At 37.7% G+C, this 19,840-nt stretch carries 15 protein-coding genes; 8 read left to right on the top strand and 7 right to left on the bottom strand.

Translation table 11 applies throughout. From position 1 onward, the window contains the following. Positions 1-199 precede the first annotated feature (199 nt). The 3 genes from P20429_RS14760 (at position 200) to P20429_RS14770 (ending at position 6,244) form a co-directional block, all read left to right on the top strand. A complete protein-coding gene (locus P20429_RS14760; protein WP_007581455.1) occupies positions 200-3,139 on the top strand; it encodes a TonB-dependent receptor in 2,940 nt (979 codons plus the stop codon). A 311-nt stretch (positions 3,140-3,450) separates the two neighbouring features. Beyond that, a complete protein-coding gene (locus P20429_RS14765; RefSeq protein ID WP_033026419.1) occupies positions 3,451-4,242 on the top strand; it encodes a hypothetical protein in 792 nt (263 codons plus the stop codon). Positions 4,243-4,504: 262 nt separating this feature from the next. Further along, positions 4,505-6,244 carry a SulP family inorganic anion transporter gene (locus P20429_RS14770; RefSeq protein WP_007581449.1) on the top strand — a complete coding sequence of 580 codons (1,740 nt, stop codon included), beginning with the start codon at positions 4,505-4,507 and terminating at the stop codon, positions 6,242-6,244. A gap of 53 nt (positions 6,245-6,297) precedes the next feature. Here P20429_RS14770 and P20429_RS14775 read toward each other — a convergent pair whose 3' ends face one another. Beyond that, the gene (locus P20429_RS14775) at positions 6,298-6,975 is read right to left on the bottom strand and encodes a glutathione S-transferase family protein (RefSeq protein ID WP_007581448.1); all 678 of its coding nucleotides are present in this window, start codon (positions 6,973-6,975) and stop codon (positions 6,298-6,300) included. Positions 6,976-7,292: 317 nt separating this feature from the next. After that, positions 7,293-10,364 (bottom strand): S8 family serine peptidase, encoded by a 3,072-nt coding sequence (locus P20429_RS14780; RefSeq protein ID WP_007581446.1) that lies wholly within the window; start codon positions 10,362-10,364, stop codon positions 7,293-7,295. Between the two features lie 636 nt (positions 10,365-11,000). On the opposite strand from P20429_RS14780, the gene P20429_RS14785 reads away from it, so the two are divergent. Next, entirely contained in the window at positions 11,001-11,771 is a 771-nt protein-coding gene (locus P20429_RS14785) for a DUF1223 domain-containing protein (protein ID WP_007581442.1), read from the top strand. Between the two features lie 25 nt (positions 11,772-11,796). On the opposite strand, the gene P20429_RS14790 is transcribed toward P20429_RS14785, so the two are convergent. Further along, the gene (locus P20429_RS14790) at positions 11,797-12,450 is read right to left on the bottom strand and encodes a hypothetical protein (protein WP_007581440.1); all 654 of its coding nucleotides are present in this window, start codon (positions 12,448-12,450) and stop codon (positions 11,797-11,799) included. 184 nt (positions 12,451-12,634) lie between these two features. Here P20429_RS14790 and P20429_RS14795 point away from each other — a divergent pair, with 184 nt between their 5' ends. Together P20429_RS14795 and P20429_RS14800 are read left to right on the top strand one after the other, a co-directional pair. Further along, positions 12,635-13,993 carry a serine hydrolase gene (locus P20429_RS14795; protein ID WP_007581439.1) on the top strand — a complete coding sequence of 453 codons (1,359 nt, stop codon included), beginning with the start codon at positions 12,635-12,637 and terminating at the stop codon, positions 13,991-13,993. A gap of 203 nt (positions 13,994-14,196) precedes the next feature. Next, positions 14,197-15,471 (top strand): alpha/beta hydrolase, encoded by a 1,275-nt coding sequence (locus tag P20429_RS14800; RefSeq protein WP_007581437.1) that lies wholly within the window; start codon positions 14,197-14,199, stop codon positions 15,469-15,471. 24 nt (positions 15,472-15,495) lie between these two features. Here the strand turns inward: P20429_RS14800 and P20429_RS14805 are convergent, their stop codons facing one another. Next, positions 15,496-16,317, bottom strand: a complete 822-nt coding sequence (locus P20429_RS14805; RefSeq protein WP_007581435.1) for an AraC family transcriptional regulator — start codon at positions 16,315-16,317, stop codon at positions 15,496-15,498. A gap of 126 nt (positions 16,318-16,443) precedes the next feature. Here P20429_RS14805 and P20429_RS14810 point away from each other — a divergent pair, with 126 nt between their 5' ends. Next, positions 16,444-16,914 carry a YHS domain-containing (seleno)protein gene (locus P20429_RS14810; protein WP_007581434.1) on the top strand — a complete coding sequence of 157 codons (471 nt, stop codon included), beginning with the start codon at positions 16,444-16,446 and terminating at the stop codon, positions 16,912-16,914. Positions 16,915-17,026: 112 nt separating this feature from the next. Here P20429_RS14810 and P20429_RS14815 read toward each other — a convergent pair whose 3' ends face one another. Then, positions 17,027-17,368: a YajD family HNH nuclease gene (locus tag P20429_RS14815; protein WP_007581433.1), complete on the bottom strand. Its 342-nt coding sequence runs from the start codon at positions 17,366-17,368 to the stop codon at positions 17,027-17,029. A 144-nt stretch (positions 17,369-17,512) separates the two neighbouring features. Here P20429_RS14815 and P20429_RS14820 point away from each other — a divergent pair, with 144 nt between their 5' ends. Further along, on the top strand, positions 17,513-17,989 hold the full coding sequence (locus tag P20429_RS14820) for a YqhA family protein (RefSeq protein ID WP_007581432.1): 477 nt from the start codon (positions 17,513-17,515) through the stop codon (positions 17,987-17,989). Between the two features lie 95 nt (positions 17,990-18,084). On the opposite strand, the gene P20429_RS14825 is transcribed toward P20429_RS14820, so the two are convergent. Both P20429_RS14825 and P20429_RS14830 read right to left on the bottom strand, forming a co-directional pair. Beyond that, positions 18,085-19,020, bottom strand: coding sequence for a hypothetical protein (locus P20429_RS14825; protein WP_007581431.1), 936 nt, complete (start codon positions 19,018-19,020; stop codon positions 18,085-18,087). Between the two features lie 85 nt (positions 19,021-19,105). Continuing rightward, on the bottom strand, positions 19,106-19,720 hold the full coding sequence (locus P20429_RS14830; protein ID WP_033026414.1) for an ACP phosphodiesterase: 615 nt from the start codon (positions 19,718-19,720) through the stop codon (positions 19,106-19,108). Between the last annotated feature and the right edge of the window lie 120 nt (positions 19,721-19,840).

Genomic DNA, 19,840 nt, shown 5'->3' with positions numbered 1-19,840 from the left:
TATAAGCAAAATAAAAGAACACTTTGTAATACACCTTGTGAATTTTTGGTAAACAAAGGTTGTAATAAAAGCTGAATTGGACTAATTTCAACCATACCACCTGTATGACACACTACAGGGAAACAGCAGTTAAATTGGTTAACCAAACCAAGTAACAACACACACAATGACGTAAGTCGTACCCAAACGGGAGAGATACATGAAACTCAATCAAATTACTTCAACATTAATTAATAAACATAAAAGAAGTAGCTCTACAACAATCAGTGCAGCAGCCCTTTTACTAATGGCTTCTTCAAATATTGCAGCGCAAGAGGCTCCGGCAGCTTCAGAAACGGCAGCTGCAGATATTGAAGTTATTGAAGTAAAAGGCATGCTAGGTAGTATGAAAGCCGCCGCTATGCTTAAGCGTACTGACGGACGTATTGTAGATGCGATTGTTGCTGAAGACATTGGTAAGTTACCTGATAATAATATTGCAGAAGCACTGCAACGTATTACTGGTGTATCTATTAATACCGATTTTGGTGTGGGTGACAGTGTTTCGATTCGTGGCTTACCTCAAAACCGTGTTGAATTAAACGGCCGCTCTACTATTGGTGACTCTCGTGACGGTATTAGCTTACAAGATTACCCATCAAGTTTCTTAAAAACAGTAGAAGTCGTTAAGTCTCCTACTGCCGATATGATTGAAGGTGCATTAGGCGGAACAGTTAGCTTAAAAACAGTTCGCCCATTAGAGCTGGACAAACTAACTGGCGCAGTTTCATTAGATGGTGAATATGCAGATAAAACAGAAAAAGTAGCACCTATTTTTAGTGGTTCACTTGGTAACAACTGGGACTTTGACGAAATGGGTACCTTTGGTGCTATTGCTATGTTTTCGTATCAAGATCGTGAAATTCGTCAAGATGAAACGTCTAGCCGTGTTAAACCTCAAGACATTGATATTAATGGCCAAGAAGGTAATACACCAAGTGGCAACGCTATCGTACGAGACGAGCACAGTGTTGAACAATATGTAGAACAACGTAAACGTACTGCCGTAAATTTATCACTTCAGTGGGCACCGCAATCTGGTAATGGCATGGTGTATCTTGATTTAAGTGGCACTAAACGCTCTGGTGAGCAAAGTGGTAACTCTATATTAGGTGTTGCGGGTTCGTTATCAACAGATGCAAATACAACTCAAGATGCTAACGGTGTAAATAATTACACGCTAACAAACGAATTTGGTATCCCTAAAACATACAGTGACTTTCGTGAAACTGACTCGTTTTCAAATGCACTTGGTGCAGAGTGGAACCTTACTGACAGTATAAAAATCTCTGGTGAAATTGCAGTAGCATCATCAGAAAGCGTAAGACCTGATTCTGAATTTACACTTCGCCCAATCGAAAAATCAACATTTGAAGCAAGTGGCGGAACTCAGCTAACAAATCATTTATATGATGGTGCATTTTCTCAAGACGGTAATAAATTACCAAGCATCATTCATTCAGATCCAAATGCATTTACTGACCCACAAAACTTAGCACTTCGTACGTTTAAAAGTGAAGATAGAAGAACAGACAATGACGAAACAGCTATTCGTTTTGACGTTGAAATGTTTGAACCTCTCAGCAGCTTAAGCTGGGTATCTAAAGTAAAAGCAGGTGTACGTGTTACTAACCGCGATTACGAATATGAGCAATACAAAGTAGAAATTAAAGACATTTACAAAAATGCATTTAACGACTCAGATGGTTCATTAGCTACTTTATGGGTTGATGACTACAACGCTGCTTTTTCAAATAGCTTCACAACAGTTAGCCACGACAACTCTTTTGACCAATTAGGTCATTCAGGACAAAATGACCTACTAACGTTTTTAAGCTACAACGGTTTATCTAACCCTGCAAATACTTACGCTCAACTTCAGCAGTTACTTGCAGGTACTAACCTAGCATCAACAGGGAGTCTTTCAGATAACCAAGAGTTCCAAGAAAGCGCATACCGCAACGTAGTTGAAGATACAGCTGCTGTGTACATATCAGCGTACTTAGACTTTGATAACATCACTGCGATTGTGGGTGGTCGTTATGTAACTACAGATTTAGAATCAAGCGTATTTCTTAATGGCGAAAAAGTAACTGGCGACAATGACTACAGCGACTTTTTACCAAGCTTAAACGTTACGTATAACTACTCAGACGAAACATTATTCCGCTTTGCTGCTGCAAAAGTTATGCGCCGCGCTGACTTTAGTGAGCTAAGCCCTGCATTTGACGTTAATAATGACATTACAGGTGCAACGCAAGGCTCTATTGATTTAGAACCATACCGTGCAACGCAATACGACTTATCTGTAGAGCATTACTTTGATGAAGGTAACGTACTATCTTTCGCAGTATTTTATAAAGATGTTGAGTCTTTCTTAAGTAACGAAAGTAGCTGTGTAGCTGCATCAAGCACTTCAACAGGTCAAAACGTAACTCAGTGGAACCAAGTATGTCAGCTTGACGTTGCAGGTGTATCTCAAGACAACCTAGTTTACTCAGATGCGACTGACTATCCTGTAGATATAGATGGCTTTAACCATGTTGCAGGCTTGCGTGACGCAGGACTAACGGGTATTGATACAGTTAAAAATGTAAACGGTGAAAACGGCTCAGTACAAGGTTTTGAAGTTGGTTACCAACAGTTCTTCACAAGCTTACCTGGTGCATTTTCTGGCTTAGGTGTTAATGCAAACTACACGTATGCAGACAGCGAACAACCAAACGGCAACCCATTATTAGATATTTCTAAAAATACGTACAACTTACAAGTATTTTGGGAATACGAAGGGTTCTCTACTCGTATCGCTTATAACTACCGTGACAGTTTCTTAGATACAGAAAACGAGAAACGCGTAGAAAATATTAACTCAGATGGCAGCATTTCAGCAGAAGGCACTGTTTACGGTAATAACTACCGCGACGACAGAGGCCAGTTAGATTTCTCTGCAAGCTGGGATATTAACGAAAACGTGACCTTAGTAGGTAATGCGACCAACTTAACGGGTGAGCCTTCAATCTACCTATCTGAACTAGGTGGTGCTTGGAAGTACACTGAAGCGGATCGCCGTTACAGCTTTGGTATTCGCGCTAAATTTTAATTTTCCCTGGAAACTAAAGCCTGCTTTTATGCAGGCTTTTTTACGTCTATAAAAAAGTGACACTTGTGTTAAAACACAGCACAATTTTTATAACTGAATATTTATTTAAAGCAATAAAATTATCACTGAATAGTACTCCAAACTAAAATTTAGATAACGCGTAAACAATATCAACCTCCTGCACTTCACCTTTAGCGCACAAACTAAGCACCATAAAAATCCCACCAAAAATCAAGCAACCTTGCAGCCTGGTTATAAAGTGTCTAGTATTCTAAAACCGTACTCATAATTGGTACGAAAAAGGATTAACAATGTCTCTAAAATATATAACAACAATATCAATCACATTATCATTACTATTATTAACAGCATGCGGATCTGGGGGAAGTAAAACAAAAGTGGCTGTAAATACTGAAATAATAAAAACAACAGCAATCATTAATAACAGCCCTTTAAATGAATACAAAATAATTATCTATGGTAATAGCCATAGTTCACAGTTAGGGGGGTTGTTAAACACGATTATTACAGCTCAACTACCTAATACTTCAGTTAAAACGATGACTGTCAGTGGCCGATTTTTAGATGAAATAGTCGCAGTAGATACGAATGTCGATAAATTAAAAAGTGATAACTGGAGTCATGCTATTTTTCAAGGACAAAAGTACTCACAATCAGGTTCGACTGACTACCCTACAAGTGCAACGGAGCGATTAATCTCGAACGCAAAAGAGCATAAAATTACACCAATTTTATTTCCAGAGCATCCTCAAAAAGGAGATCCCGCAGAAGCAAAGCAGGTTTACGACCTCCATTTATCAATCAGTAAAAAACAACCTAGCTGCATAGCGCCTGTTGGCTTTGTATGGAATCGAGTATTAGAAATAATGCCTAGTATAAACCTTCATAGTGCCGACGGTAATCACGCATCCTATGCTGGCAATGTCCTTACAGCGATGACCTTTTATCAAATCATTACCTCGGAATTAACAGACACAATGCCATTTATTCCTGCTATAGATTTAACACAGCAAGAACAAGCTTTATTTGGACAAGTAGTAACAGAAGTACTTGAGTTATATCCAGCATGTGGTGCTAAATAATCTTAAAAAATTTAAAAACTAGATTTAGTGATTTCCTGAGGTGTTCAATATCAGTACATTAATACTATGCACATAGGCTGACTAAAAAGACAAACGCCTCAGGAACATTAACTTTTATAATTAACTTTTCTGCCAAATTATAAATTTAATACCTTGATAAATAATCACCTGCAATTTATTAAAATAACCACCCTCCTAGCTATACTTATTTGAATATTAAATTTACTATCAAAACGTTGTAACTATTAGCAAGGATACTGAAGTGCTGTCGCGTTTATATAATTTTATGCCGGGTTTAGATACATTGCTGCACTACGAGCGACAATGGTTTGCTGATGATGTAAGAGCGGCGCTATCGGTAGCTGCCGTAGCCTTACCTGTTGCTATTGCTTACGCACAACTAACCGGTGTTAACGCCGCCGTCGGGTTATATTCTTGTATACTGCCAATGATGTTATATGCTCTTTTTGGCACTTCTAAACAATTAATAGTCGGCCCTGATGCCGCCACCTGCGCCGTTATTGCAGCAGTAGTAACACCTCTTGCTGCAGGTGACAGCTTTAAGCATTGGCAACTTGTTGTCACCATGACCGCCATGACCGGCTTTTGGTGCTTTATAGCCAGTAAATTTAAGTTAGGTGTATTAGCTGACTTTTTATCTAAACCTATTTTAATGGGCTTACTAAACGGCGTAGCTATCACTATTATTGTGGGTCAATTTTCTAAAGTATTCGGTTTTACCTTTGATGAGCGCTACTTACTTGAACGCCTAGGTGGTGTACCCACATACCTAGCGCAAACACATGTTCCCACCTTACTAATGGCTTTGTTTACACTGGCGGTTTACTTTGCCATGAAGCGCATAAGACCCACGTGGCCTGCATCTATGTTTGCCATTGCTTTTGGTGCGCTTTTGGTATGGATTTTTGAATTAAAACAACTTGATATAAAAACTATTGGCACCGTAACTGGCGGGCTTCCCGTTTTTAATACCCCTGTTTTTGATTTAGGGATTATTCGTGAGCTAGTGGTACCCGCACTTAACTTAGCCATCGTGAGCTTTGTTAGTATGATGCTAACTGCCCGCAGCTTTGCAGCTAAAAATGGCTACGACATAGATGCCGATAAAGAATTTAGAGCGTTAGGTATTGCCAATATTGCGTCGGCTCTTTCGCAAGGGTTTGCAGTCAGTGGCGCCGACTCACGCACCGCTGTTAACGATGCAACAGGTGGTAAAACGCAGTTAGTATCAATAATAGCAGCGGCCATTATTGCGCTCATAGCCGTGTTTTTAACAGCCCCACTTGAATTTATTCCAAGCGCAGCGCTAGGTGTTGTACTCATTATTGCCTCTGTTCATTTACTCGATTTAAAAGCGGTTTGGCAATTAAAACGAAAAGATAAACAGGCATTTTATCTTGCCTCAGCCACCTTACTTGCGGTGTTATTTATTGGCGTTATACCAGGGATCACACTTGCTGTATTACTGGGGTTATTTCAATTTATTCGCACTGTAATGCGCCCAACCGACAATATACTCGGCGTAGATGTTAACGGTGTAGTAAGAAGTTTAGACGCCACAGATAAAGCAAAAGCAGTGCAAGGCGTGTTTATCTATCGCTTTAATTCACCTTTAACTTACTTTAATGCCAGCTACTTTAAACGCAGATTACTTGAGCAATACGCAAGGCAAAAAGACGACACCCACTGTGTAATAATTGATGCTGTGCCCTGCTTTACTCACTTAGATTTAAGCGTAATGGCAATGCTTGCCGATCTAGATGTTATATTTAAAAAGCGCGATATAAGGCTTGAGCTTGCAGGTAGAAAACGCCAACTACTTTCGTGGTTTGAAATTGCAGGAATGAAGTCGGGAAAAGAAGGTATATATATTCACTCAGACCTATACATCGCCCTAAAAAGAAATAGCGTAAGCCAGCACACAGAGGAAGTTAATTTATTCGTGGCAGATGAAAATAAAGAGGTGCTAACACAGCCATGAAATACTAAACAGCAGATCAGCTAGCTGATCTGCTGTTTAGAATTAAGTACTTTTTATACTTTAGGGTAATTTGAAGGGAAAAACGCTTTTTTAGCGTCTTCATCAAACTCTTTTTTAAAGGCTACATCAGTACCAATTACGCGTGCACGTGCAACCGCTGGGCGGCTATCAATGCTTTCAAACCAACGCTTAAGATTTGGATACGGTGCTAAGCCCTCTTCACCTAATACAACCGGTGCTTTATCAATCCAGCCCCATGCAGATACATCAGCAATGGTATACGTATCACCCACAATAAAGTCACGACCTTCAAGGTGAGTATCAAGTACTTCGTAATGGCGCTGCGCTTCACGTAAATAGCGATTAACAGCGTAATCAAGCCCTTCTGGCGCCATGTGTCTAAAGTGTACACTTTGCCCTGAATACGGACCTAAACCAGATGCGATAAACATTAACCACGACAGCATTTCAGCGCGGTCATCGCCCTTGCCTTCTAGCTTTCCATATTTTTCAGAAAGGTACATTAAAATAGCATTCGAATCGAACACACGAGTTTCACCATCAACAATTGCTGGCGCTTTAGCGTTTGGATTAATCGCTTTAAATTCAGGTGTATGTTGCTCACCTTTTAAAGTATCAAGAGGAACAAGTTCAAACGGTAAGCCTGTTTCTTCTAAAAAGAGTGCAACCTTCATTGGGTTAGGAGTATGGTGAAAATAAAATTTAATCATGTAAAGTTCCTCAATAATTGAGCAACGATTAAAGCACAACTTGAGCGGGTGTTCAAATTAAGTTTTAACCAAGTAAAATATACAGTTAAAACGTGATTTAATTGTGAGTATTGCGTGATACTTCAATCTTAAAAATCACTTATGCTAAAGAAAAAATAAACTTTTGTAAGAAGTAATACATTTAAAAATCAATTATATAAACAACAAACTAAAAGCATGGCAAGTATTAGCACTACTCATATTTGGCCCATTAAATAAAAAGCCGATATTGAGCGTTGCTCAATATCGGCTTTATTAATCATTTAATTTTGTCTAAATTAATCGGCTAAAGTTGGAACTGTAATAGGAATTACAACCCTTCTTACAACTGCGCTACCATCACCTCTTATCCAAAGTATCACTTCGTAATTTAATTCCTCAAGAGAGGCATTTTTAATCCCTTTCAAATTAATTTCAAAGGTCACTTCTTCATTTGGTTTAACGTTCTCAATTAAGACTGGTGTAATGGTTTCAACCCACTGTTCCCCTGAAATCACTTCAATTGAGAGATCGATTTCTTTTAAAGCCTCATCAAGAGCTGAAGAAATAGTCGCTGCAATTTCGTTACTATCATACGACAATAAAAATGTTTGTCCCTTAGTAGCTAACACAATTGAATCTAAATCATCTGTAGCTAGGCCAATAGAGCCGCTTTGCAATCCAAATACAGTCACACCTTTTTCTTGTAATATATTGATGACCTCAGTTTTGCCCGCACCTGGGTAATTATCATCTATATCTGAATCATGAAATGGCGCGTCTGTCGCTAATAAAATAACTTTTAAAGCACCTTCACGCCAACCAATATTCATAGGTTCAATATCACCCAAACTAGTATAATTTCCATCGTTGTCTATATCTCTACCAGCCCCAGTTACAGCTTGGTACAAACCTTCTAACTGTGACTCTTGATAATCATTACCTGAATAAATAGTTAAATTGTTAATACCTATTTTTGCGACATCTATATCCGTTGTCATCGACTGTAATAAATAGAACGCTTCATCACCATCGTATTCACTGCCATATCCATCAATAGGGAAATCTGAAAAAGCAGAAACTCCAAAAGCAACATTAATTCCACGGCCAGATAAGTTTTCTAATATTTTGTCAGCTTGCTCTTTTAAACTGGCTATATCATCAGCATAACTACCGCTAACATCAATTAAAAACATAACATCAATTGCTGTCACAGTAGTTGCAGGTAAGGTAAAACTTAATTGCGAAGTAGTTTTATCCCCTTTAGATAAAGCAATTGGAGCCTTAACTTCTAAAACAGAATCAACAGTTAAATCGGCTGTTTGTATTGCAGAATGAATATTTAGCAACTGCGTAGGACCGGTTGTGCCTAGCGCTTTTGACTCTTCAGAAAGCGTTAAATTAGAAGATGTAGCAACTAAAATATCTTTAATCTCCGCTGCTTTTAATGAACTATTAATTCCTTTCACAATCCCTGCAGAGCCAGTTACTAAAGCAGCTGAAAATGATGTACCTACGCCTAAGCTACCATCAGTATTCCCCCACCCCATTTGATCACCAGGAGCTGCAATATTTACGACGTTACCCATACGTGTAAAATCAGTTTCTTTATCATCTGCATCTGTTGCCGCTACAATCAATGTATTTGTTTGCCAAGCATCTTGGGCAATATCATTGATATCAACTAAAAGTTGATCATCATTTTTTTCACAGTTATTACCAGCCGAATAAACTAGTAATACATCTTTTTCTTTTGCGTATTCCACTAAGTTAGTTTGTTGTAGACGCCAATTTCTATTACTTTTTAATCTAACTTGTGAGTCGTCAGCACAAGTGCTTGTATCACCCCAAGATATATTTACAATGCTCGCACCGTTATCTATAGTCGCCTTAGTTCCTGCTATTAAATCAGTTATATAAGTTTTAATAGGAGATTCATATGAACACTCTTCAGTAGTTGATCCATCCTTGCAACGCTTAACATAAATATCGGTATGTATTAAGTTGGCACTGTGATCAACACCATACACTGCACTGCCTTCGCTCGTGTTATGTCCTGCAATAAAACTAGATACCCACAACCCATGAGAACTATCAGTTTCTGTATCATCACCTTCAACAACACCAAATTGGCCATTCTCTTGTGCGCGTAGACGAGTTAAGCGAGAGCTTTCAATGCTATTTTGTCCTGCACCTATACCGGTATCAACAACACCTAATGTCACTGGCGCTAAAGTACGTTCTTGTAATGCATCCCATGCTTTATCTGCGGCTACAGCTTTAACCCAATAATCTCCAGAAAAAAGAGGCTCATCAGTGCTTTCCTCTGCAATATATTGTATTACAGTGTTTTTATTTTTGATTACATGATTGTAATTACTAATCAGACTTAAGTTTTTTGACTCGATAACAGTATTTAAACCTGCATGCCTAACGCCGCCCATTTCACCAATTTTTGTTATCAAGCTATTTTCAGAAGCGCCTTCTCTAACTCTTATCTGTAATACTTTTAATGCATCATCAAAACTTGCGATTCCAGCATCATTATTACTAATCTCATCAAAAACAGCTTCTAATTCAGCTTCTGTAACATCATCGTTTAAATGTACTAATACTTCATTCAGCGCTGCTTCAACGGTTTGCCCATCTATTACAATATTTTCACTACCACCAGGTATAGACATAACACTTGCGGCAACATTAGTCACATCAACAAAAACACTACTTGTAGCTGTTTGACCATCATTATCAGTCACTGTTAAGTCAAAAGTTAACGTTGTATCAAAATCAACTTCTGGAGCAATAAATTTTAAAGAATCATTAGTTAAGTTATCAATTTCAATGATAATGCCGTCAGTTTGTTGCCAAGCATACGAAACTATTGAGCCATTAGAATCTTCTGCTATGCTTGTAATTTCTACTTCTGTATTTTCTTCAACAGTGACTCTTTCGTTTAAGCTCAATGTTGGTTCTACTAGTACATTTTTAATAGTAATTGAAATAGAGTCAGATGCAGTTAAACCACCATCATCAGTAGCAACTAATTCAAATACAACAACTTGCTCTTCATCTACTTCTGGCGCTGTAAAAGAAAGGGTGCTTGTATCTAAGCCGCTAAGCTCTAAATCAATCCCTGAGGTTTGCTGCCATGCATAGCTTGCTATTGTACCGGTTGAGTCTTCAGCAGTTCCTGTAAATGAAATAGATTGATTTTCATCTACGATAAGGTCAGCTCCTGCATTTACTGAAGGTGCTGTATTGGCTACTACTTTAGGTGTTTCACTAGTACTAGATGGGTCTTTATCACTGCCACACGCAGTTAAAATAGAGGTTGCGATTAAACACAATGCAAAGCACTTTGTCTTTTTCATTTAATAAATCCTTTTGAAATTTACTGATTTTTAGTAAACCAAACATCCGTTTAAAACTAAAATCGGGTGTTTTGACCCAATAAAAAGTCATATTGAAACCTTATTTTAACTAAATGACACTTAAAGGCAACAATTAAAAGTCAAATAAAACAACAGGATAGCAACTTAGGCAACATAACACCGTACCACTTATCAGAACAATAAAAAACTAAAACACAAATAATTAACTTAATTAAAATAATAAAACGAAGCGATACTTCCTAAAATAACTCACTATCCCCTTATTTCTAGATAAAAAAGGCTAAAAAACTAATTAGCATAATATTTATTAGGTAAATATAACCCTGATAAATATCGCAATCTTTATTGCCAATAACTAAATAAAAACTCAAAATTTGATAACCTCTATATAAAAAAAACACTTACACACTAAAGGTTGACGCTTTTAACTAACAAACCATCAGATTAAGTATAATATTTCCTAAAAATAAAATTTAGTCATGTAAAGTATTTCAATAATTGAGCAGCTAAATAAAATACACAGTTAAAACGTGATTTAATTGTGAGTATTTCGTGATACTTCAATCTTAAAAGTCACTTATGCTAAGATGAATATTAGCCTTTGTGAGTCACACCATGCTTTCTAAAACATTATCCCGTCCATTTTTTATCTCACTTGTTGGGTTAATAATTTTTTGCTTTCAAAGCCAAGCTGCTGAGCAAGTAACTATTACCAGTACAGCTAATCCGACTACCTTTTTAGAGCTTTACACATCGCAAGGTTGCAGTAGTTGCCCACCAGCAGAGCGCTGGATTTCAACGTTTACAGATAATGAAAAGCTATGGACTGATTTAATCCCTATTAATTTTCATGTTACTTATTGGGATTATTTAGGATGGAAAGACCCGTTTGCCTCTGCTGTTTTTAGTAAAAGACAACGTACTTATAAGGCACTCGGTAAAAGTAGGATTGTAGCAACCCCAGGATTTATGGTTAACGGCAGCGGGTGGCAAGGTTGGTTTTATAAGCAAGCTATTCCTGTAGCTAAAGCCCCTTATTTAGGTAATTTAAAAGCGACTATAAACAATAGTAAAATTAATCTCGAATACGATACTGTTAATACCGAAGATAATACTAACCAAAACTTAATAGCCCATGTAGCTCTGTTAGGCTTTGGCATAGAAACACAAATACACAGCGGCGAAAACGCAGGCCATAAGTTAAAACACGACTTTGTTGTTATTGGCTACGAGCAAAGTGACATGCAGACCAAGCAGCAATTATCATTAACTGACTTACCCCTGCCTCGCGCTAATAATGTATCGCCAACAAAGCAAGCCTTAGTATTTTGGGTATCTGAAAAAAGCGACCCTACCCCACTACAAGTTGCAGCAGATTGGTTTTAATATGGATAAAATAAACAGCTGAAGTTTAAAAATAGGCCACCATTACACCTTTAACTATACAGCTTGTTAGTAGTCCACTCATACCCATATACGTAAACATAAAGCGTTGTTCAGAATCTGTTTTAAACACGAAAGCGACTAAATAAAGAGAAGTAATAATAGCTACGCTTAGCATAAGCCCATAAATAAATGAGCCGCAATAGTGTGGTAATACAGCTAAAGCGAGTGCGGTTAAATTAGTGCCAAAGAATGCTACGGGCTTTTTAATACCGCGTAAAATGGCAAATAGCGGTATAACAAAAGTAAGACAATACAACCAAATAATATGAGTAGACCATCCGTAACTTAAGGGAGCTTTAACTTCAAAAGTAGAAAGCTTAAAATTACTCGAAAAGGTCAATCCTGTATTAATAATTACACTTACAATAAAAGCCCCAATAAATAGAGCGACTAACACCGCAATTGCACCGCCTGCGGTAGCCCCTGCTTTCTCTTTTTCTATAATTAAAATAATGACACTTAACAGCCCACTTAATTGCAACCACTGCCAATAGTCGCCCGTAAAGAGAGGGATAGCAGCTAAAACGATCGTAGTTATAATTAACTTACTTCCATCATTTGAGCGCAATAAATAAAAGGCCATTATGGCAATATAAAATAGAGCCGTTACATCAGGCATATCAACAACTTCCCTGTAAAAATATAATAAAAACCAATAAACGCACCGATTATACCTATTACTGAGCCCCTATAAAATCCGATAATTGTGTTTACTTTTTAGCTGTGCAATATTAACTCACTATAAAACACAAGGATCGCTAAGCCTATCTAGAGGTTTGGTATAAAAACTAAAAAGGATGAATATGATTAAGCCATTTTACGCTAGCTGTTTGTTAGCCCTCTCGCTATTAACACCCAGCCTTGTAAAAGCAAACCCGACGGCCTCGCAGTATCAGGAAATTCTTAACGATAATCTTGCTGAAAACGAGCCTGGGGTATCGGTAATTATAAGTAAAAATGGCAAAGTACTTTTTAAAGGAACGCGCGGGCTTGCCAACCTTGAGCATAACATTGCACTTAATGAGCAAAGCGTTTTGCGTTTAGGTTCTATTTCAAAACAATTTACTGCAGCTGCAATTATGATGTTGCAAGAGCAAGGTAAGCTAGCGGTTACCGATGATATTCATAAGTATGTTGTAAGCTTCCCAACAGAGGGCAACCTCGTCACAATCGAAAACTTATTAACCCACACCTCAGGCATCGCCAACTACACAGATGACGACGACTTATTCGATAAAGAAATACAAGTACCCACAAGCGTTGACGATGCACTAGCGCGATTTGCCAAACACCCAATGGTGTTTAAACCCGGCGAAGCCATGGCTTATTCAAATACCGGTTATTCACTGCTTGGTAAAATAATTGAAGTAGCAAGTGGCCTGTCTTACAAAGACTTTATTGAACAACACATATTTAAAAAGCTAAAAATGAACCAGAGTAGTTATGAAGGGCAAGAAATTGTTGCCCATCGCGCATCTGGCTATGAGCAAACAGAGCAAGGATTTATCAACACCAGCTACATTAATATGGATTGGCCATATGCCGCAGGTGCGCTTATATCTACTCCAACTGACTTAAACATTTGGTTTAGTGCGTTATCGTCTGGCAAGCTTATTAGTAAAGCAAGTTATGAGAAGATGGTCAGCCCTTTTGAACTAAACGACGGCAGCGTTTCATCCTATGGTTACGGATTAATTATTAAGCCTTTGAATGAATACACCGTAATTAAACACACTGGCGGAATAAATGGCTTTTTAGCACATGCACGCTATATTCCAGAACAAAAGCTATATGTTGCAGTACTGGCTAATTCAAACCACATAAATCCTATTTTTATCAACGAAAAACTCACAGCCAGAACTCTAGGTATTACACTCCCCGAGTTTAAAAAAGTAGATGTAACAGAGCAGCAATTAGCGCCCGTATTGGGTGATTATCGTATTGATGAAAATACCTTACGCAGCCTAATTTTTGAAAATGACGTTTTGTATTCAAAGCGCACTGGTGGCGATAAAACAAAACTTATTACCATGTCTAAAAATAGCTTTTACTACCCTAATTCAAACAATTACTTAGTAATAGAAAAAAACAGCCAAGGCCAATTGGTAATGAAGTATTTTAGTGGATTATCAACAATGCCTACTGAAGCGACTAAGATTTAGTTTTATAACCCTCCCAAAAGCAATGCCCGCAGCTTTCTCTACTTATAAGCTCGGTATTTTTATTTTGAATCCTCGTTAACGCAACAATACATTATAAAATTAGTATGTGATGTGTGAAAGGTAATAAATATGTTACTTTTTATATGCTAATTTTATACTTAACCCCTTTAAAATAATTTATAAACCGAAAATAAGGAATAAGCATGCTTTTTCACCCTCACGGTAAATCCTATATTTTCGCCCCTTTGCTCATTATTTTGCTATCTGCTTGTACTTCAAACCCAGCTTTAATGCCTACACCCAATTTATATGTAAGTACGCCTTATTCAGAAGCCCAAGTACCTAAAAACCTACATAATACAAGTATGGAATTACTCTATGTTACAGACCGAGCAATTTCTGAAAAAGAGGGGGTTATGTATAACGCAAGTCGCTCGCCATCAATTGCGTACGGTGTAGCAAAAGTAAATTTTGGCGATAAGTCGTTGCAGTGGAGTGAGCTATTAGAGCAAAGTAATCTTAAAAATCGCTCCGCTAATTTAACTTACGTAATGGAAAAAGCCGATGAATTAGGTCGCTTTCCTTTATCGCCTTATAAATTTAGACGCGTAAAAAACAAACTCCAAATTGATGAAGATATTTTAGAACGCAAAATTTTTCACGAAACCCAGTTAAACAAAAACATTAATCAGCGTTTAAAAAACAGTAATAACAAAGACGTTATTTTGTTTGTGCACGGCTTTAATAATACCTTTAACGAATCGGTATTTACCCTTGCCGGTATATGGCATTTTTTAAACCGACAAGGCGTACCTATTGTTTACTCTTGGCCTGCTGCCGCCACAGGATTAACCGGCTATTTTGAAGATAAAGAGTCTGGTCAATTTACTATTTTTCATTTAAAAGAAACTTTGCGACTACTTTTTAAAAATCCTGAAATAGAAAACATTCATATTATTGCGCATAGCCGTGGCACCGATGTAGTAACCACAACACTTAGAGAGCTTATAATTGAAAGCAGAGCCAGTGGCGGAAATCCCCGCGAAGACCTGCGTATCGAAAACTTAATTTTAGCAGCCCCTGATCTCGATTTTGGTATTATTAAACAAAGACTAATGGCAGAGCAATTTGGGCCTGCGTTTGGGCAAATCACCATTTACACCTCTCAAGAAGATAGCGCGTTGGGTATTTCACAGTGGCTAACAAACAGCTTAAGCTTTGGTCGGCTAAACACCAAAGATGTAAACATAAACGAGCAAGACATATTCACTTCTGTAGGTAACGTAAGCCTAATTAAAGTACCTAAATCTGGCAGCCTAATAGGCCATGACTACTTTCATAGTGATCCGGCGGTCAGCTCTGATCTGATTAATTTGATATTACATAAAGCATCGCCAGGCTCTAAAAAACGACCTCTACAAAAGCTCGAAAACAACTTCTGGTCGCTCGATTCAAATTACTTAATCAAAAACGAATAGTAGTTAGCACACAAAAAATAAAGCTTACTGCTGACTCAATAACCACTCTTTTGGCGCTTGCCCTGTTTTTTTTCTAAATACACGGGCAAGTGCAGAGCCATTTTCGTACCCAACCTGATTAGCCACTAAATCCATATTTTGATTTTTTAAAATAAGCTTTTTAGCAACCGATAAACGCCAATCAGCCAAATAGTCAGCCGGTGTTTGCTCAATTACTCGCTTAAAGGTATCGGCAAATTTAGAGCGCGACATACCACATTCCTCAGCCATAGTGCTGAGCGACCAGCTTTGTTCTGGGGTTTGGTGTATTTTTATTAATACCTTAGCCAACTGAGGATGGGCAAGCCCCGCCATCATCCCGGTTTTAATGGCACCCTCTTCTAATACCTTGCGCAAAACACTAATTAAAAATACATCGCATAAGCGATCTATAATTAAATGCTTACCGCTGGCGTCTTTAAATGCCTCATCAAAAATCCAAAAAGCGCTCTGCGCTAATAATCCATCACCCGTTAATTCGTAATTTAAGCAAAAAGGCAGCGCCTGCAATAAAGGGCTATGCCCTCCACTTTGGTAGCTAATTTGTGCGCACACTAAATCAGCACCGTCACCCTTATCCGAAAATAAACAGTGCCCTGTAGAGTGAGGAAAAAATATAACCGAAGGCGTAGACAAAACCACTTCAAAACCACTATTACTACGTACTTTTAACGTACCTGAGCGCAATAAGTGCAAATGCCCAACACCTTGATCGTCACTAAAGTCACTCGTACCGCACATGTTCCCACTAAAAAACACATTGGCATTAAGCGAAAAGTGACTCAGTACACTCGAAAGTACGTCCATAAGCGCCTCTTTGGATTATTGGTATGAAAATATAGACTAATAGACGCATATTAACCAAGCAATAACGATAAAGTACAGTTGAGTTTTAAACAAACACACTAATTAAATTACCCTTTGGAGATACACATGAAATTTTCGACACTCACTAAATCAGCTTTTTTTGCAGCATCAGTCCTTGCCAGTTCACTAAGCTTTGCAGCAGACATAGACGCAAATGCCGACGTTAACGACATTGCAATTAGTGGTTACGACACCGTTGCTTACTTTACCCAAAACAAAGCGGTAACAGGCAGTTCTGAATATACTGCAACACATAAAAATGCCATTTATAAGTTCAGCTCAGCTAAGCACCGCGACTTATTTAGAGCTAACCCAGAAAAGTACGCACCACAATTTGGTGGCTTTTGTGCGTTTGGTGTATCAATGGAGAAAAAGTTTGACGTAGATCCAGAGGCTTTCAAAATTTTTGAAAACAAACTTTATTTAAATCTTGATAAATCGGTTCAAAAACAATGGCTAAAAGACGTACCTGGCTTTATTACTTCAGCCGATTCAAACTGGTTTGACATAAAAGACAAAACAGCAAAAGAGCTTTAATAAAACCAATTTAAAGTTAATTTTTGAGGTTGCTTCGGTTTATAACCGTTCACCCTCAAAATGCCATTTAAATTAATAAAATTTTAGGTTTAAGCTCTTAATTTAACTAATATTACTTTGATTTATTAAGCATCGCTTTTAAATCGGCAAATGGAGAATGCGTCGCAGCCTCAACTTTGCGATCTGTAGTCGACCCGCCATACATAATATGCTCGTGGTATTTATTATGCTCATTGTCGTGGCAATAAATACACAGTAACTCCCAGTTACTTCCGTCTTCAGGATTATTACTGTGGTTATGATCAACATGGTGCACCGTTAACTCACGTAAATTTGAGTATTCAAACTCACGAGCACAACGCCCGCATACCCAAGGGTATAATCTTAAGGCTTTTATTCTATAACCTTCTTCTTGCTTAACATAAGCCTGAGGTACATCGTTATTCTTACTCATAATATTCCAGTTAAATTTGTTATTTCTATGCTTAACAAGTAAATAGCCAATATGTTAAAGCAAATATAAAAGTAAAAAGTTCGTAAGGGATCTAACTTAAGCTACGTTTCGTATAAGTCAGGTCTAATTATAAAGTTGAGCAACATGGAAAATATATTCCAAACAAGTCGGTTTTTGGTCGTAATCGCCGTTATTACCGCTGCAATATCATCATTACTCGTTTATGTTTCATGCATTAATATTGTAGCTAATATAGTAATAACAACGCTATTTGACCTGCCTGATTCAGCTAAAGCCGGTAAAGCTCTAATAGTTGAACTACTGAAAATTCTTGATTTGCTACTAATCGGAATTACCTTACAAGTTATTGCTATTAGCTTGTACCGACTATTTATAACACCATCTAAGCCTGAGGAAAGTAAATTTCTTGCTGCTTTTAATATTAAAGACTTTCATGATTTAAAAATAACTCTGGTACAAGTAACTTCGGTTGTACTGGTAATACTATTTTTAGAGCACGCAGTTGAGTTCGGCGGCACAATAGAAACACTCTACTTAGGTATTGCCATTGCGATCGTTATTGCAGCATCTACATTTGCATGGCGCTCAATGAAAGACTAACTAAGCACTCATTACTATTAAGTAATTACATGCAGGTGTAATTACTTATCCCTAAAATTCTGCAAAAACTTAAGTGAGAGCCCCACCACTCAATATTAAAAAAACTTAATTACTGACAAGTCACCAAAAGAAGTATCTATATGCCTACCTGTTTGCTCCCACGCACGTAGTACTACCATGAGTTTTTTGTTACTTGAAGTCCAAGAAATACCACCGCCGTATGCCGCTACTTTTTCACCGCCCGAATCTTTTAATCCCAGCCCTGGGTCTGTATTTCGAATATTTCCCTTACCTACTTTGTATTCAGCAAATACGTGAACATTATGCGGCAACGAAAATGATAAAAGCGAGCCAATACTCGCCCCGTACGAATTAGAAATTAACTTAGTGACCTGTGGTGCAGACGAATTTAAAAAATCAGCCTGAAACACAATATTATCTTTACTCTCAAGAGATACATGCTTGAAAGACCACGCGCCAACAACACTTAACGACAAATCAAATTTGCTGCTTAGCTTTGGTCTATTAAGAAAAAAATGCTCAAACAAAGACTCTTTATTATTGAAGGTATAGAAGTTGTGTTGGCCAGATAGCTCAAACTTGGTTGAACGTGTATTTTGCGAGAAAATTTGATCCGTTTGATTGCCGCTTAAATTGCTAGCCGTGCTTTGCAGCCCTTCAAGCGTTTGATAGTTAAAAGTGATTTTAGAATTTTTAAATTTTCTATACGAAAGCAGTATATCTTGTGTTTTTGTTTCAACATCATCTTCAAAAATATCGGCAGAGTAGCCAATTTCAATGTCGTTAATATCAAAAAACACACCCACACGTTGGTTGTTTATGGGCTCTAACGAAAACAGTGTTTTTTGATTACTCCCAGCCAAGTCGTCGTATATTAACGCGTGACTAGTGTTAGGGTTTGAAATAGTGGTTCGTACCGACTTTAAGTCAAAGTCGAAAGCCAATACAGCACCAGATTGAAATGCCGCTAAAACAGCAAAGCTCACAATAACCAAGTAATTGCGATTCATTAAAAACACTCAAAAATTAATTTGTATTAGAGTAGCGTTTTTTTCACCTTAAATTATCACAAAAGGTTAACAATTGATGAAAACTTTAAATAATGCGCTTTATGCCATTTTTTGGGGTGCTTTCAAGGTCAAACTCACTTACATGCTCAATTAGCTCCGGGAAGAACGCTAAAAACACGGCTTCTAATTCATCGTAATTCCTTGCTATATCATCAGCCGCGCCCGCAAAAGTGTTGGTAAAGCGAATACGCTTGGCAATATTATCAAGTGCTAGCCCTATTCCATCTATGGTTTCGTATTCTTTAAACCAATCGTTTTTAGTCATACTTGTTACAACATGCTGCATACGCGTTGGCATAACAGGTATGCGATTATTTAAAAGCTGATAGCTGGTGTACTTAAAGTCACTTAAAGGTTGCTCGCTAAAGCGCTGCCAATGCACAATTAAAAAATGATCAAACACCACATCAATAGCTACACCAGCAAAGCGCTTACGCTCGGGTGAAAAGTACTGTTTAGCGTGTTTTACTACTGGGTGAGAGTCGGTAAATTTATCGACTAAATAGTGGTTATCGAGCCCGTTTATAACCGTATTTGGTAAGTGTTCTACATGCCTTTTACCACCAAAGTCGCCCAACAAGTTCCCAAAGTGAGAATCGGCTGTAGGCTGTGCTAAATAAAGGTGAGCTAAATAATTCAAAGTGTTCTCGGGCTTAGTATTAATACAGTTAAAATAATAACTTAATTGTAAGCGCTACTTAAAGTTAGATTTTATGCCTAATCAAAAAAATAGCATAAAAAAGGTGAACTAAGTTACTAC

It is taken from the genome of Pseudoalteromonas sp. BSi20429, assembly GCF_000238895.1.
Lineage (GTDB): Bacteria > Pseudomonadota > Gammaproteobacteria > Enterobacterales > Alteromonadaceae > Pseudoalteromonas > Pseudoalteromonas arctica.
This window is presented reverse-complemented; position numbering and strand designations above follow the sequence as displayed.